We start from the raw sequence: 15861 nt of genomic DNA on the forward strand, positions 1-15861 counted from the left end.
TATGATCGAAAGACATAGCGGCAAAGCAAGCCAACCAAGCACCACAGCAAGTTCTTCAATTGCTGCGTTAATTTTAAACACCAAAAGGAGCCTGATTCTAGGCTCCTTTTTTTATAAGCAAGATCATGAGGGGGAATTCATATGGATATTGCCGCATTATCAATGTCGCTGAGCCAGATGAATGTCCGGCAAGAAGCAAGTGTTTTAGTCACTAAGAAAGTGATGGACCAGGCCGAGACGAATAGTGCTAGTGTTGTAAAGATGCTTGAGCAATCCGTGCAGCCGCATATTGGCGGTTCGATTGATTTGAAAGGCTGAACTTAAATATGGAAAGAGGCTGGGGAATATTTTCCCCAGCCTCTTTCCGTTAGAGAGGAAACTTCTAAGTTTCGCGAATTTCTCTCCATTTATAGACAATAGACCAATAGCTCCGACCTAATTTTTCTGCAATTGTTTTATCCGTAAAGCCCTGGCTTTTCATCAACCGGATTTGATTGCATTCTTCTTCTGAATAGTTTTTGTTGCGTTCAGATGAACTGGCGATGACTGCGTATTCTGGATGCGATTCTCTGTATCTTGAGATTTCCTTTTCGAAACGAAAATCCCAATTTGTTTTATAGAACATAGAGGGGCAGTCCGAGGCTTCATTATAGACAAGCTGAAGAAACTTCAAGGTTTCGCTTACTTTTGTGGTTTTTAGCACGTAGCCAAAACCATCTTTTCTTTTACTTAGTCGCATTTCTATGGAGAAGGTCGAAAAAATATGGGTTTGTAACTTGCTAAGGTCTTCACGTGAAAAGCATTGCAAATATAGATAGATATGCGGAGTGAGATAAATTCGCTTTTTTAGCTTATTCTTATCCACTGTTATGGACAATGATCCGTCGTCTAAAAATAAGGTGGTAAGAAAAATAGGGAGGTTGCAGAGTTTTAACATTTCGTCGGAGATGACTTTATTTCCATCGACATTATAAAAGCGAGGGAATAGTTCAGTGAAGAGCGGAAGAGAAGGGGAGAGTAGTAAAGTGTTTCTGGAATTAAAATAAAAATAGGAAGGTAATAAATTATACTTCCAAATGCGATAATCAAGTTGCTGGATACTGAAATGTTCTCGGTAACTATTATTCTTTCGGCGGGAACCCGGGTAGATTTTTGTGATTTCACCATCTCCCATAATACTGGCTATTAGTACATTTTGTTCTATAGCAGTCAGGTTCAATAACTCCACTAAAATCCCTCCTTCAAGAACGTGTGTTCTATTTAATTATATATCTATTCTATTTTAAATACTAGCTGGAGAAAATTTTTAAGTAGTTTTCAAAGTTATTTAAGCGTGAAGCGGTAAAAAGTCATAGCTTCCATTCCAAACAAAATTACTCTACATAAAACCTACCATCAATACGCCTATTCTTTTTTCCAACATCTTCTTGTAAACTAAACGAATAAATGGAAACGGAAGGTGTGGGAGAATATGATGGGGCCGATCAATTCAAATTGGCTGTTTCAGTCGGCGATGAGTTCGCTTCAGCAGTCGTCAGCAACAAACGGAAGCGGAGCGGCGAATAGCCAAATGTCCGGGATGGCGGGGCCAGGGTCGTTTATGATGCTGTTGATGGCGGCGATGATGGAGAATGTCCAGCAAATGCAAACGCCGATGCAGCAAGCGCCAGCCGCAAACAACTTGTCGTTTATGTCACCGGCAAGTTCTTCGTATAATCCGGCCGTCGCGAATCTGACGATGCAGCATAAAGACGTGGCGACGAGCGCTGCGGATCAAAGCGATCTGAAATTCCGTCCTGTCCAGTTTTTGAAACTCGACGGGCAGCTCGACGGGAAATTGAGCGGCACGGCGGTGCATTTCATTGAAGCCGGCAAGAAATACGATATCGACCCGAATCTTTTGTCTGCGATTGCGGTGCATGAAACCGGAAATGGCTCTTCACGCGCGGCAAATGAGAAAAACAATATCGCCGGCATGATGGGCAAAAACGGCCTTCGCAGCTATGAATCGGTGGCAGATAGCATTTACGACATGGCACGCAATTTGCGGCAGAATTATTTGAACCAAGGCAAGGAAAGCATCGCGCAAATCGGCGCGAAATATGCTCCGGTTGGCGCAGCGAACGATCCGACGGGCCTCAACAACCACTGGACGCAAGGCGTCAGCAAGTTTTATACGCAACTCACATAAGATAAGGCAGGCTCTTTACGGGCTTGTCTTATTTTTTTGATTCTGTACTAAAAAAATCCAGGATCGTGCCGATAATAAGGATAGAGAGCTTTTTAGATCGATTTGAGAAGACGGGGAGTGTCGTCATGGAAGTCACTAATCAAGCAATGCCACATCTTCAAGAGACCAGTAAAATAGATCCGATTGTTGCAAAAGAAACGGGAATCCCTGAAAAAAATCAGTTCCAAGAACCCGCTCAAGTTATCACGAAAGAAATGGTGACGGATAAAGTAGCTGTCATGAACGAATTTTTAGTGCCAACTGAAACCAATATCAAATTCCAGCTGCATGAGCAATTGGAAGTGTATTACGTGCAAGTGATTGATACCAAAACCGATGAAGTACTGCGGGAAATCCCGAACCGGAAGTTTTTGGACATGTACGCTTCGATGGCCGAAATTACGGGCATGATGATTGATGAAAAACGATAAGACAGGAGTGAACGAGCTATGAGCGCAATGCGAATCGGCGGATTGGCTTCCGGGATGGACACTGACTCCATCGTGAAACAAATGATGCAAATACAGAAAATGCCCTTAGATAAACTAATGCAACAAAAAGTCTGGACCGAGTGGCAGCAAGAAGCGACACGCGAGCAGAATCTCGCGTTCTCAAGTCTGCGCACGAGTGCCAGCAATTTGCGCTTGCAATCGAGCTTCAATGCCTATAGCGCCGAAACCACAGGCTCCGGTAGTGCGAAAGTTACAGCGACCGCGACTGCGATGAGTGGGAATTATAAAGTGGAAGTTCATTCTCTGGCAACTGCTGCGAAAATGACCTCCGAAGTGGCAGTCCAAAAAACAGGCGGTGGTGCGGCAAAATCAACCGATGTCATTGGTGTCGCGGGGAGAATCGCTATTCAAGTCGTAGGCAAGGCCGATATCAATGTAGATATCGAAGCAACTACGACCTACGCGGATGTAGCGAAAAAGATTCAGGAAGCGACTGCAGGAAAGCAGCCCGCACTTCGCGTCAATTTCGATGACACGACCTCGCATTTCTTTATCTCATCGAAAGATCTTGGTGCTGCACAAAACTTCACCTTGGCTTTCCAAAATACGGATGGCACTCCGAATGTGGCTCTGGGCAAGCAGGTCACCGGAATTGAGCAAGCTTCAAAAGCTTCAAGCACCGCAACAGACGCCTCTGTCAGTCTTGATGGCATTCGGGTAAACGGGCTAACTAGTAATAAAACGATCATCAATGGCTTGGCTATCGAGTTGAATAAAGTTGATACAAACGGCAGTTCATCGTCCATAACCGTCAAATCAGATCCGGAAAAGCCAGTACAGATGCTTAAAGATTTTGTAGAAGCGTACAACAAAACGATTGAAGACCTCCAAAAGCAGATTGTGGAGAAACGCTACCCGGATTTCCAGCCGCTTTCGGATGAACAGAAAAAAGACATGAGCGACAATGAAATCGAATTATGGGAAGAAAAAGCACGCAGTGGCTTGTTGCGCAATGACCCGATCATGAAATCGGCGCTGCAGGATCTGCGACGTGAATTCATGGATAAAGTCGAAAGCATTGGGGATGGCAGTATTAATTTATTGTCCCAAATCGGGATCAATACAGGCGATTACCGCGAAGGCGGAAAGTTGTTCATCGATGAAGATAAATTGAGGACCGCTCTTTCGGAAAAACCGGATGAAGTGATGAACTTGTTCACGGTCCGCAGTGCAGCGGGTGACGGCATCGGTGCGCGTGTCTATGACAAGCTCAACGACATCGTTAAAAACCTGAGCACACAGGCGGGGAGCCTAGGGAGTCCGGTCGACAACAGCACGATGTCCAAGAAACTGCGCCGCATGGAAACGGAAATCACGCGCTGGCAGGATCGTTTGACGAGCATCGAAGACCGTTACTGGAGCCAGTTCACGGCGATGGAAAAAGCGCTCAGCAAAATGAATTCGCAAAGCGCTTGGATGCAGCAGAATATGTTCGGAGGCATGTAATGGAAAAAAGAATCGATGGGCTCACCAAATTTCTGACGCAGACGCTAGCGATTTATGAACAAGCACAATTAATTGATTCAGATATGGATAAAAATGAACTGGCACCACTCGAACGGCTTCAAGAGTTGTTCGACAGCCGGCAAGAAACAATCGAAGCGCTCGCTGAACAAGTAACGAGCGAATGGGCGGCGGACGAACAAGCGATCATCGCCAAGATCCAGCAGACAGAAATCCAGCTGCAGCCACTCATGCAGACGGTGCACGAACAGTTTGCCGCACAGATGGCCCGGCTCGGCCAAGCGCGGAAAGTCTCCGGGCAATATGCCGGCGCTTACCGCCAACCGACGAGCGGCGGCTCATTTATCGACCAACGCAAGTAAGAGAGGGGCACTATAATGGCAACGATCAATCCATACCAGACCTACCAGCAAAATTCCGTCATGACCGCATCATCTGAAGAATTGACCTTGATGCTCTATAACGGTTGCTTGAAGTTCATCAAACTCGCAAAAAAAGCGATGCTCGATAAACAGTTTGAAGAAAAGAACAAAAACCTGCTGAAAGCGCAAGCTATCATCCAGGAACTGCGCAGCACCTTGAACCCGGACATCGCGCTGTCGAAAGAACTCGAACAGCTGTATGAATACCAAAACAACTCGCTCATGGAAGCGAATATGAAAAACGACGCAGCAGCACTCGACGCTGTACTCGCAGACTTAACAGAACTGCGCAACACCTGGAAGCAAGCCATGGCATTAGCAAAACAATAAGGGATATGTTGGGTTGAATAACTGAGGGAGAAACTTAAAGGAACCGCTTCAGGCGGACGCTTTCCGCGGGCATGGCTTGAGCCTCCTCGGTCGCTTCGCTTCCTGCGGGGTCTCAAGACTCATGCTATTCCCGCAGGAGTCGCCGCCTTCCGCTTTTTATAATTAGCAAAAAAGGATATGGAGCAAAACAGCGCAGACTCCTGGGGGAGCAGAAACGGAGGGGGCTTTCCAACTCCGTTTCGATGAAGTGCCGAAATCCATTCGGGCGCCTAGCCCGAATTAGTTCGGCGCGAGCCCCCCGGAAAGCCAGCTGTTTTGCGGAATATCGCAAACAATGAAATCTCACAGGCTCATTATTCAACTCAACAAATATCCAAAGTGAAATGAGGTATGGACGTGGATAAGACATCTTGGTTAGGCATCATCTTGGGCGTACTTGTGCTCGTCGGCGGCATGGCCTTGAAAGGGTCCAGCCCGGCCGCACTATATAACCCAGCCGCATTGGTCATCATTTTCATGGGCACCGCCGCCTGTATCTTGATCGCCTTTCCGATGGACGAAGTAAAGCGCATCCCGGGGCTGTTCAAAGTGTTGTTCGGTGAACAGAAAACATTGTCGATCAAAGAACTGATCCCGATGTTCACCGGCTGGGCGATGGTCGCAAGAAAAGAAGGCTTGCTCGCCTTGGAAGAGCGTGCAGAAGAAGTGGAAGACCCGTTTTTGCAGCGCGGCTTGAAAATGGTCGTCGATGGCCAATCGCTCGAGCACATCCGTGACTTGATGGAAGAAGACATCGCGGCAATGGAAGACCGCCACGAACTCGGAGCGAAAATATTCACCCAAGCCGGTACATACGCGCCGACGCTCGGCGTGCTTGGAGCGGTTATCGGGCTCGTCGCAGCACTAGGTCATTTGGACGATGTGGCATTGCTCGGAAAATCGATTTCAGCGGCATTTATTGCAACGCTGTTCGGGATTTTCACAGGATATGTCCTGTGGCACCCATTCGCCAATAAATTAAAGCGTAAATCCGAAAAGGAAGCGCGCGTGAAACAAATCATGCTTGAAGGCTTGCTTGCCGTACAAGAAGGCTTGCCTGCACGAACTGTAGAAGAAAAACTTTTGACGTATCTGCCGGCCAAAGACCGTGTCTTAGAAGACGAACAACAGAGTGGTGTTGAAGTTGAAGCGTAAAAAAAAGCACGAGGAACATGTCGACGAATCCTGGCTCATTCCGTATGCCGATATCTTGACGCTGCTCTTGGCACTGTTTATCGTGCTGTTTGCGGCAAGCGAAGTCGATGCGAAGAAATTCAAGGCCATTTCCGAATCGTTCAATGTGGAATTGCAAGGAGGCACCGGCCTGCTTGACCAGTCAGCGCCTGTAGAATTGGACACCGACACTTCGCCGTTTGCGATTGTTCCTGAAGAAGGCATCACTGAGGAAATGATGGAAGAAGTGGAAGCGGTGCGCGACCGCCAGGAACTGGGCGAGTTCCAGGAGAAAATTGAATCGTATATTGATGAAAAGGGCTTATCGCCGAAACTTCAAACGGAGTTGACCGATAAAGGGCTCATGCTGACGATTAATGAAGGGGTCTTGTATCAATCCGGAAGCGCGAATATTGATGAGCAAGCGCGCACCATCGCGAGTGAATTATCGGAGCTGCTCGTCAGCGACCCGCCGCGGATGATCTATATTGAAGGCCATACAGATAACGTGCCGGCAGTTGGCGGCGAGTTTGATTCGAACTGGGAACTCAGTTCAGCGCGTGCCATCAATTTCATGAAGATTTTGCTTGAAAACGGCGACTTGGACCCAAGAAAATTCAGCGCGACCGGCTATAGCGAATATCAGCCGATTGCCGAGAACGATACAAAAGAGGGGCGTGCGCAAAATCGCCGCGTCGAAGTGCTGATTTCTCCTTATAAGGATGAGCCGGAAACCGAAGAGTAAGAGGTGGATGATGAAAAAAGTATTGTTGGTTTTATTGATTGCGGCGCTTTTGGGCGCTGGAGGAGCGATTTATTTTCTCCTAACGCAAAAAGATGTGGACGCAGATGCACCGCTCACGGCCGATGAAATGGTGGAGCTGAGCATCGACACGGAAGAAATCACGACGAATCTCGCTACGCCGGCATCTTATGCAGTAGTTCAATTCAATATCCTATCAGCAGATAAAAAAATAAAAGAAGAGATGGAAAAACGCCATGCGGAAATTCGGGCGGCGGCAATTGCGACTGTAGCCGGCATGGAAAAAGAGCAATTGGTCGGGACAGAAGGTATTGTCTTGCTCCAGGATGAAATGACGGCGCAGCTCGAAAACCTGGTCGGCAAAGGAAAAGTCGAACGCGTACTCGTCACGCAGTTTAAAGTGCAATAATGTTTTTTTAAAAAAGGCTAAACATTTTTCAACAATGGCCGATATTAGTAGTATAGATAGTAAATCGAATAGTCCCGGACAACATAGAACTGATTGCGATAAGAAACTAGGTGATCCATTTGACAACCCCGAAACTGGACAATTGCCCCAGCTGCGGAGCGCTCTTTCTGCGTGATCAAATCGCTTGCTGCTTGAAATGCCATCAGGAAAACGAAACGGCATTCAAAAAAGTCTATACGTTTTTGCAAGAGCATGAACACCGGAACGCGTCTCTCGAGGATGTCCATCTATTTACGGGCGTCTCCGTCCACAAGATTTCCGAATTCCTGCGGGAAGGGCGGATTTTAACGGGAGATTATCCGAATCTCGGTTATCCGTGCGCCCATTGCAAAGAAATCATCCATCGGCACATGCTCTGTGAAGATTGCCGGCTGGATTTCTTGAGAAGCGCCAATGAGATCCTGGCTGAAGATGGCGATTGGACGAACAGCAACCAAGCGCACTGGAGACTGAAGAACTAAAACTAAGAGGTGGTGAAGGAATGAATATTGATAAAACGAATAGTTCTTCCTTTATACAATCTTATCAAAAACAAATGCAGGTGACGCCGGCCCAAAAGGCGCGCCCGCTTCAACAGGAAGACCATCTGCAAATTTCAAGTGAGGCGAAGGCGATGTTCGAGAAGAATACGGAAGCGGATATCGCCCGTCAGGAAAAAATACAGTTGCTAAAAGCACAGGTGGCCTCCGGGGAATACAAGGTGGACCAAGACAAAGTAGCTGAGAAAATCCATCAGTACTGGTTTGACAAATAACAGTTGAGCGATGGAAAGAGAGGGAACTCCGGTGTTGAAAATGATGACTGCAACACTTGATGAGCTGATTACCATTCAGCATCAGTTGATCCGCTACGCTGAGCGCAAGCAAACGGTGTTGATCGAGCATAAGGTCGATGAACTGACAGAACTCGTCAAAGAAGAGACGCGGCTGATCCGCAGGCTCGGGCAGCTGGAAGATGAGCGCGAACGCCTGGTGATCGAAGTTCTTGAAGAACACCCTGGGCTCAGCTTCAGCCAGTTCACAGAGCAATTGTCGGATGAGACGGCAAAACTTGCGCTGCAAGACCAATTAACGACTTTGAAGCAATTGCTCATGGAGCTGCAAGCGAAAAACCGCCAGAACGAAAAACTGGTGCAAGATTCCGTAGATTTTATTTCAGGCATGATCGGGCATATCACGACGCCTGCTAAACAGCCGTACAATTACCAGCCACAATCCAGCACCAAGCATACACAGTCAACAAATCGGGGCTTTTTCGATACAAAAGCGTAAAGTCCCGAGAAGAAAGCAGGGGATCACGTGTCAACTTTTCACACTTTGGAAACCGGGAGCCGTGGCTTGTCTGCAGGCCAAGCAAGTCTCTCTACGACCGGCCAGAATATCGCGAATGCCAACACGAAAGGCTATTCGCGCCAACAAGTGAATACGAGTTCCTCTGCTTCTCTGGAAGTCTGGACCAGCCAAGGATCAGGCCAACTTGGAACCGGCGTATCCATCGACTCGGTCATGCGCGTGCGCGACCGCTTTCTCGACCAGCAGTACCGGGCACATACGGCAGAATTTGCGGAATGGCAAACCAAAAGCGAAGCGCTCGGAAATGTCGAAACGATTCTCGGCGAGCCGGGAGATAATGGCCTTAATGCATCGATGGGCCGCTTGTGGAGCGCTTGGCAAGACTTGGCAAGTGACCCGTCGAACTCAGCGGTTCAAGCAGTCGTGAAAGAGCGGGCGCAAGCATTTGCGGACGTAGCGAAAACAATTGACCGGTCGATGGGGGATTTGACCGCGGAGTTGAAAGAGCGTACACCGGCTGCAGAGAAAGAAGCCCAGACCTTAATCTCGCGCATTGAAGAATTGAACAAAAACATTATGCGTACAGGCTCGCAGGCAAACAATTTGCGTGACGAGCGCGACGCGGCTGTCGATGAACTGTCGCAGTTGATGGACATCAAAGTCACAGAAAAAACAGATGGCAGCTATGCGATTGCATTGGCGTCAAACAATCAGCCAGTGAAAGCCGGTGAAGCACTCGACCCTGAAACAGCCGGCGGCAAGCTTGGCGGACTCGCGGAAGCCGCAGCCACTGTTACGAGCTACCAAGAAAAAATTAACGTTGCGGTGACAGAATTCGCGGAAGCGAACGGCAATGTTTTTGAAAATACGGCACCAGGTGAATTGAGCGTGGCAAAAGATGCCAAGCTCGAACTGCCGAAAGGCCTTGATGAAGATGTGGAAAAAGTGCAAGCCGATTTTCGGGCACTGGTCAGCGGCTTGGGAGCAGAAGCACAAAGCGCGGGTTATGCGGTATCGACGCAACAGCAATTGATGGTGTCGACGGAAAATCGCCGCCAGTCAGTTGCGGGTGTTTCACTGGATGAGGAAATGTCGAATTTGGTGAAATTCCAGCATGCCTACAATGCAGCAGCCCGATTGGTGTCAACTACCGATGAAATGCTTGATACAATCATAAACCGAATGGCTGCACGTTAAAGCTGATAAACGGAGGACAATCCAATGAGAGTAACCCAACAAATGATGCATCAAAATTCCGTCAACCATATGCAGCAAAATCTCGGGCGCTTTGAGAAAACCAATTTGCAGGCATCAAGCGGCAAATTGCTTCACAAACCGTCTGATGATCCGCAAGCGGTGGCGAAATCGATGAGCTTAAAAAGCGTCATGTCGGCGAACGATCAATTCGAACGAAATATCGGAGATGCCAATTTGTGGCTGGATGAAAACGATCGTTCCATCCAAGCAATGGTTGATGTCACCCAACGCATCCGCGAGCTCGGTGTTCAAGGCGGGAGCGGGACATTGTCTCCGGAAGATCGCGAATTGATTTTCAAGGAAGTTGGCGTGCTAAATGAGCAATTGCGCCAATTTGCCAACTCGGAAGTTGATGGAAGATATTTGTTCGGAGGCGGCGACGGCACGGTAAAGCCGTTTGCGGATGCTGTTTCTTTTGAAGCAGCACCAGCGAACGGGCCACTGAAAACGGCGAAAATCGGCCCGGGGATGCAAATTGAAATCGGCATTTTGCCTCAAACACTCGTGGGCAATGCAGAAGATCCGAGCAATTTGTTCCGGGTGGTCGGCCAACTTGCTGACAGCATACAAGCTGGCAGGGAAGTCGGACTCGATGGCATTGACGAAGCGATGGAGCGTCTCTTCACAGCAGCTGCTGAAAACGGCGCACGCCAAAATCGCATTGAATCGACCGAAAGCCGCTTGTTGGACGCCAAGCTTTCTCTTGGAACTGCGTTATCTTCTATAGAAGATGTAGATTATGCTGAAATACTAATAAAATTAAAAAGTGAAGAAAGCATTTACCAAGCGAGCCTGTCATCATCTGCCAAGATTATGCAGACAAACTTGATGGATTTTCTTCGATAAACAGCGGATGCATGCAGGCATCGGCTGTTTTTATTTTATAGGAAGAGCCATATAAACTTAGAATTCGATGAAGATCAGGTATAGAATATGTTTATCCATTAAGTGGCTAGTACTCAGCCTTTTGCATAAAAACCCGCAATTCCAGATAATTCCTGGAAATGCGGGTTTTTTTATTATTATAGTGATCAAATATAAATTGGGGAATATTAGGATTTCATCGTATTGACCAGACCCATCATGTCATCTGCAAAGGAAATGGCTCGGCCTTGCGATTGAAACAGGCGCTGCGTGGCGATCAGTTCGGTCATTTCACTCGCCATGTCGACGTTCGAAGTTTCCAGCACCGCTTGTGAAATAGGAGAACCCCCCAGTTCCAAGGCACCGGCGGCAATTTGTTCAGCTTCAGTGCCTGGCAAGCGATAGCGGTTATCGCCTGCTTTTTCCAGAAGGGCGGTACGGTTGATTTGAGCGGTGCCGAATTGGAACGTTTCAGCTGCTTGGCCGGCATAAGTTGCGGTCACGGTGCCGTTTGATCCGATGCTCAATTCTTCGTATCCCGCTGCAAGCGTGATCGGTGTGCCGTCAGCGCCCAAGACCGAATCGCCGGAAGCGGTGACAAGCGCCAAACGGTCGCTGCCCGCAATTGGCTCGGTTTGGAATGATCCATTTCTAGTGTAAGAAATGCCATCTTCGTTCGAGACGCGGAAATAGCTGTTCGGCGAATCAATCGCAAAGTCCAGTTCGCGACCTGTTTCCTGCATCTGCCCAAGCGAATGGCGGGTGATGCCATCAGACAATAACATCCCACCGCCGATGCGCAGCCCGTCCGGTGTGCTTCTTCCAATTTCGTTGGCAGGACCGGCTTGCTTATTCACGCTGTGAAGCAAGGCGTCCGCAAAATTGGCTTCTTGTTTTTTATAGCCCGTCGTATTGACGTTGGCGACATTATTGGCGATCATATCAATTTTTTTCTGAAGTTCGCGCATCGAGCTGCTTGCCGCATTCATTTGGATGTTCATGTGATTGGCTCCTTATCAGACCCGGCCGATTTCATTAACCGCTTTTTCCATGCTGCGGTCATAGGCCTGGATCACTTTTTGGTTGGATTCGAATCCGCGGTAAGCGGTCATCATGTCGGTCATCGTGCGGGTCAAATCAACATTCGATTGTTCGACAAAACCTTGCTTTACGAATCGTTGGGCATCTTCAGCAAGTGCCGGTGCATCCGCATCGTCTCCTGCCCAGGCAAGCAAATTGTGCCCTTGCTTGATCAATTGTTCCGGTTCGTCCGCAGCGCCAATCCAGATGCTTCCGGCACCTACGCCATCCGAACGCGTGAGTTCGCCGTTCGTTTGGACAGAAAATTCGCCATCGCCGACTTGAATCGGCTGGAGGTTGTCGCCGAGCACCCGCTGGCCGAAGCTAGTCGCAAGGAATCCTTCCGCATCGACCGTGAATTGCCCGTTACGCGTATAGCGGATGTCGCCTTGTTCTGTTTCAACCGCAAACAATAACGTGCCGCGTTCCCCGGTTTCGGCATCTAGCGGCAAATTATCGTTGACTAAGGCGAAATCGGTCGCATTCCCCGTTTCGCGTATCGGCCCTTGCAGGAATGAAGGAATCGCTTCTTGAACGTAAACGCCAGTGGAAAGTCGGCCAATCGGCGCAGGCTGATTGGCATTTTGCGCTTTGATCAATTGCTGTGGAAACGAGCGAATAGCCGCTTCATCTGTCTTGAATCCCGGGGTATTGGAATTTGATAGATTATTTGTCAATATTTGTTGATTTCTATTTTGAGACATCATTCCTGAGGTAGCTGTGTATAATCCTCGAAACATATTACCTAGTCACCTTCCTTTTCATAGTCTTTTGGACTATGTATTCTTTGTGGTGTCTTCATTTTAACAGAAAACCGTAGATTAAATGGAAAAAATAGTAGAATTTTTTTATAAAATAAAATAGCCAAAATAAAAAAAGCATGATACTATACCGAGGTAGTAACGACTCAAAATGATTCTAAAAGACGAGTTTAAAGAAAAATATACCCATATCATGACGAAAATAGCAAACTTATACGAAAGTTAAGGACGCAAAGCCACGGGTCTAACTGTCTAAGACACAGGATCGCCGGGTTACCGAAAGATGGTAGATTTGACTCAAATCCGCCTTTTTCAAAGTGGGTTTTTTATTTGGGCAAATTTGGGGACGAGGGGAGAAAAAAGATGAACATCTTTCCATCAAGCATTCAAAAAATGGAGCAGGCATTGTCGACTTCGACATTGAAACAGCGTGTTCATGCAGGCAATATCGCCAATGTTGATACAGCAAATTACAAAAGTAAGCAAGTGAATTTTCAACAGGCGATGGAACAGGCAAGCGCCTCGCAGATGAAGAGCTACCGCACCGATGCACGCCACCTAGAATTCCAAAATGGGGCGGGGGCAACGCCAGTAACGGTCAACCACAACACGAAAATGACACCGAACGGCAATAATGTCGATATGGATGTTGAAATGGCAGAACTGGCGAAAAACCAGTTATGGTATAACGCCGTGACAGAGCGCGTCAACGGCAAGTTTTCCAGCTTGAGTTCAGTCATCAATGGAGGGAGATAACGCTTATGTCTTTATTTAATGGTCTGAATATTAGCGCATCTGGTCTAACCGCCAACCGTTTGCGAATGGATGTTGTGTCTTCGAATATCGCCAACGCCAATACGAACCGTGCAGAGTTGGTCAACGGGGAATGGGTACCTTATCGCCGCAAGACTGTGGAATTATCGACCGCCGGCGCTTCGCCATTCGCTAAGCAATTAACGGCCGCCATGGAAAATAAAGGAGCCGGGGCAGGCGTAAAAGCAAGTGCCATCCGTGAAGACGCTACACCGTTTCCGGTCACTTACGATCCGGAACATCCGGACGCAGATGCTGAAGGATATGTGCGCACGTCGAATGTGGACCCGATCAAGGAAATGGTCGATTTGATGTCGGCGACGCGTTCCTATGAAGCGAATGTCACCGCGATGAATGCCTCGAAAAGCATGTTTATGAAAGCATTGGAAATCGGAAAATAACGAAGTTTAGTTTAGGAGGGGCAGCATGGAGAAAATTGCACAGTTGCAAACACCGTTTCTGCAAAATCAATTCCTGGAAAAAATGCAGCCGGAGCCGCAAGCGACAGGGTTCGGCGATGTCTTCAAGAATGCATTGAAAGAAGTCAGCGCGGCGCAAAATGTATCCGATAAAAAGACGGATCAATTGTTGACGGGCGAAGTGAAAGACGTCCATGAAGTGATGATCGCTTCGCAAAAAGCGAGCCTATCGCTTCAAATGACAATGCAAGTGCGCAATAAAGTGGTGGAAGCGTACCAAGAAGTGATGAGAATGCAAGTATGAAAGAAATTAAGGTGTGCGTTCAATGAAAGAGAAGTTCGAAACCTATAAAACCAAAACAAAAGACTCCTGGGGCAGTTTATCGAAAGCGACCAAATGGCTGATGGCCGCGTCCTTTTTCATCACATTACTTGCCCTAGGGCTTTTTGTTTTCTTCAATAGCCAAACGAATATGTCGCCTTTGTACTCCAATTTGGATCCTGCGGAAGCAGGCGAAATCAAGGCAGCGATCGAAACCCAAGGAATTCCAGTCGAAGTGTCGACGGACGGCTCGACCATCTCCGTCCCGGACGAGCAAGTCGCCAGCTTGAAAGTGAGCCTAGCGGCAGAGGGCTTGCCGAAAAACGGCAATGTCACGTACGGCATATTCAGTGAAAACATGGGGCTTGGGATGACCGACCGCCATTTTGATGTCGTGGAACGTGACGCGATGCAAAACGAACTTGCGTATTTGGTGAAACAAATCGCTGGCGTGACTGATGCCAACGTCATGATTACCTTGCCGAAAGAAAATGTCTGGCTGACCGATGAAGAACAAGTGTCAACCGCATCGATCGTCATCCAAGGCGACGGCACTTTGAATTTGGACCAAAAACAAATCAATGGTTTATACCATTTGGTCAGCAAGTCGGTGCCGAATTTGCCGATGGAACAAATCGTCATTATGGATCAGAACGGACAAGTATTTGAATTGCAAGATACAGGCGCTCCGGACACCAATTTGACGGTCTATCAGCAAAACCGAGAAATTCAGCAAGGCATCGAACAAGATATTCAACGTGAATTGCAGCAGATGCTCGGGCTATTGCTCGGGCAGGACAAAGTCGTTGTTTCCGTTATGGCAAACATCGATTTCACGAAAGAAAAACGCGAAGAGCAATTGGTGGAGCCGGTTGATCTCGAAACGGGCGAAGGCATCGACATCAGCGTCGAGCGGATCGTCGAAACTTTTGCAAGTGAAGGGGCGGCGCTGGCAGATGATGCCGGAACCGGGGAAACGGATATTGCCAATTATCCCGCAGCAGACGGCACCGGAACGAGTGAATCCGAACGCACCGAAGAGCGCATCAACCGCGAAGTCAACCGCATCAGCCGCCAGATCGAGATGAGCCCTTATGTCATCGACGATATTACGATCAATGTCGGCGTCGAGCCGCCGGTGCCGGACAATCCGGCAAGTTTGACCGAGCAGAACATGACCGATATCCGCAATCTACTCGGGAATACGGTCAGCGCATCGCTCAGCATGAACGAGTTCCAGCCGACGCCGGCCGAACTCGATGACCGCATTTCAATTTTTGCGACAGAATTCCAAGGCCGTCCGGAACTGGCCGAAGAAGAGCCGGTCACGACATTCTGGACAGGCGTTCCGCTTCTTTGGTACGTACTTGCCGGAGTGGCTGTGATCTTGTTGACGGGGATCATTCTCCTTGTAGCCAAGAGACGCAAAAAGCAGCAGGAAGAATTGGCAGCAGAACTTGAGATGGATTATTTCGAGCGGGCGGCTGCGAAAATGCAGCCAGCAGCAAACGCCACCGAACAAGATGGTGGAGTCGATTTGTCTGAATTTAATAATCGGACCAATCCAAAGCGCAAAACCATCGAGAAGCTTGCTAAAGGGCGTCCTGATGATTTCACAAATCTACTGCGCTCATGGATGGCGGATGATTAG

21 protein-coding genes and 1 riboswitch are annotated in these 15861 nt (G+C 48.1%); of the genes, 18 read left to right on the forward strand and 3 right to left on the reverse strand.

Translation table 11 applies throughout. The features are described from left to right. Positions 1-141: 141 nt before the first annotated feature. A complete protein-coding gene (locus DFR62_RS12350) occupies positions 142-318 on the forward strand; it encodes a YjfB family protein (RefSeq protein WP_121300679.1) in 177 nt (58 codons plus the stop codon). 64 nt (positions 319-382) lie between these two features. Here DFR62_RS12350 and DFR62_RS12355 read toward each other — a convergent pair whose 3' ends face one another. After that, a complete protein-coding gene (locus DFR62_RS12355; RefSeq protein ID WP_241663134.1) occupies positions 383-1228 on the reverse strand; it encodes a DNA endonuclease in 846 nt (281 codons plus the stop codon). A gap of 243 nt (positions 1229-1471) precedes the next feature. Here DFR62_RS12355 and DFR62_RS12360 point away from each other — a divergent pair, with 243 nt between their 5' ends. From DFR62_RS12360 to flgL, 13 genes are all read left to right on the forward strand, one after another. After that, on the forward strand, positions 1472-2191 hold the full coding sequence (locus DFR62_RS12360; protein WP_121300680.1) for a glucosaminidase domain-containing protein: 720 nt from the start codon (positions 1472-1474) through the stop codon (positions 2189-2191). A gap of 125 nt (positions 2192-2316) precedes the next feature. Continuing rightward, entirely contained in the window at positions 2317-2661 is a 345-nt protein-coding gene (flaG, locus tag DFR62_RS12365; protein ID WP_121300681.1) for a flagellar protein FlaG, read from the forward strand. 18 nt (positions 2662-2679) lie between these two features. Continuing rightward, positions 2680-4188 (forward strand): flagellar filament capping protein FliD, encoded by a 1509-nt coding sequence (gene fliD / locus DFR62_RS12370; RefSeq protein ID WP_241663135.1) that lies wholly within the window; start codon positions 2680-2682, stop codon positions 4186-4188. Next, entirely contained in the window at positions 4188-4568 is a 381-nt protein-coding gene (locus tag DFR62_RS12375) for a flagellar protein FliT (protein WP_121300682.1), read from the forward strand. Before fliD ends, DFR62_RS12375 begins: the two co-directional genes overlap by 1 nt. A 15-nt stretch (positions 4569-4583) precedes the next feature. Next, positions 4584-4958: a flagellar export chaperone FliS gene (fliS, locus tag DFR62_RS12380; protein WP_058382094.1), complete on the forward strand. Its 375-nt coding sequence runs from the start codon at positions 4584-4586 to the stop codon at positions 4956-4958. Positions 4959-5354: 396 nt separating this feature from the next. Next, positions 5355-6152 carry a flagellar motor stator protein MotA gene (gene motA / locus DFR62_RS12385; RefSeq protein ID WP_058382093.1) on the forward strand — a complete coding sequence of 266 codons (798 nt, stop codon included), beginning with the start codon at positions 5355-5357 and terminating at the stop codon, positions 6150-6152. Continuing rightward, a complete protein-coding gene (gene motB / locus DFR62_RS12390) occupies positions 6142-6915 on the forward strand; it encodes a flagellar motor protein MotB (protein ID WP_175578531.1) in 774 nt (257 codons plus the stop codon). Before motA ends, motB begins: the two co-directional genes overlap by 11 nt. 10 nt (positions 6916-6925) lie before the next feature. Continuing rightward, complete coding sequence (locus tag DFR62_RS12395) at positions 6926-7342, forward strand: flagellar basal body-associated FliL family protein (protein ID WP_241663136.1); 417 nt, start codon at positions 6926-6928, stop codon at positions 7340-7342. Positions 7343-7461: 119 nt separating this feature from the next. Further along, positions 7462-7863 (forward strand): flagellar protein, encoded by a 402-nt coding sequence (locus DFR62_RS12400; RefSeq protein WP_147433804.1) that lies wholly within the window; start codon positions 7462-7464, stop codon positions 7861-7863. Positions 7864-7883: 20 nt separating this feature from the next. Continuing rightward, on the forward strand, positions 7884-8156 hold the full coding sequence (gene flgM, locus DFR62_RS12405) for a flagellar biosynthesis anti-sigma factor FlgM (protein WP_058382090.1): 273 nt from the start codon (positions 7884-7886) through the stop codon (positions 8154-8156). Between the two features lie 40 nt (positions 8157-8196). Then, positions 8197-8673 carry a flagellar protein FlgN gene (locus DFR62_RS12410; protein WP_241663137.1) on the forward strand — a complete coding sequence of 159 codons (477 nt, stop codon included), beginning with the start codon at positions 8197-8199 and terminating at the stop codon, positions 8671-8673. 27 nt (positions 8674-8700) lie between these two features. Continuing rightward, the gene (flgK, locus tag DFR62_RS12415; protein WP_121300686.1) at positions 8701-9891 is read left to right on the forward strand and encodes a flagellar hook-associated protein FlgK; all 1191 of its coding nucleotides are present in this window, start codon (positions 8701-8703) and stop codon (positions 9889-9891) included. 24 nt (positions 9892-9915) lie between these two features. Then, positions 9916-10797, forward strand: coding sequence for a flagellar hook-associated protein FlgL (flgL, locus tag DFR62_RS12420; protein ID WP_121300687.1), 882 nt, complete (start codon positions 9916-9918; stop codon positions 10795-10797). A 206-nt stretch (positions 10798-11003) separates the two neighbouring features. Here the strand turns inward: flgL and DFR62_RS12425 are convergent, their stop codons facing one another. Together DFR62_RS12425 and DFR62_RS12430 are read right to left on the reverse strand one after the other, a co-directional pair. Then, a complete protein-coding gene (locus tag DFR62_RS12425; RefSeq protein ID WP_121300688.1) occupies positions 11004-11816 on the reverse strand; it encodes a flagellar hook-basal body protein in 813 nt (270 codons plus the stop codon). A 15-nt stretch (positions 11817-11831) separates the two neighbouring features. Beyond that, entirely contained in the window at positions 11832-12635 is an 804-nt protein-coding gene (locus DFR62_RS12430) for a flagellar hook-basal body protein (protein ID WP_121300689.1), read from the reverse strand. 215 nt (positions 12636-12850) lie between these two features. Then, positions 12851-12937, forward strand: a riboswitch (cyclic di-GMP riboswitch). A gap of 82 nt (positions 12938-13019) precedes the next feature. Here DFR62_RS12430 and flgB point away from each other — a divergent pair. The 4 genes from flgB to fliF are packed head-to-tail and all read left to right on the forward strand — an operon-like array spanning position 13020 to position 15861. After that, the gene (gene flgB / locus DFR62_RS12435) at positions 13020-13412 is read left to right on the forward strand and encodes a flagellar basal body rod protein FlgB (RefSeq protein WP_121300690.1); all 393 of its coding nucleotides are present in this window, start codon (positions 13020-13022) and stop codon (positions 13410-13412) included. Positions 13413-13417: 5 nt separating this feature from the next. Then, positions 13418-13870 (forward strand): flagellar basal body rod protein FlgC, encoded by a 453-nt coding sequence (gene flgC / locus DFR62_RS12440; RefSeq protein WP_058382083.1) that lies wholly within the window; start codon positions 13418-13420, stop codon positions 13868-13870. Between the two features lie 25 nt (positions 13871-13895). After that, positions 13896-14192: a flagellar hook-basal body complex protein FliE gene (gene fliE / locus DFR62_RS12445; RefSeq protein WP_058382082.1), complete on the forward strand. Its 297-nt coding sequence runs from the start codon at positions 13896-13898 to the stop codon at positions 14190-14192. 22 nt (positions 14193-14214) lie between these two features. Then, complete coding sequence (gene fliF / locus DFR62_RS12450; RefSeq protein ID WP_121300691.1) at positions 14215-15861, forward strand: flagellar basal-body MS-ring/collar protein FliF; 1647 nt, start codon at positions 14215-14217, stop codon at positions 15859-15861.

This window comes from Planococcus citreus, assembly GCF_003664125.1.
Taxonomy (GTDB): domain Bacteria; phylum Bacillota; class Bacilli; order Bacillales_A; family Planococcaceae; genus Planococcus; species Planococcus citreus.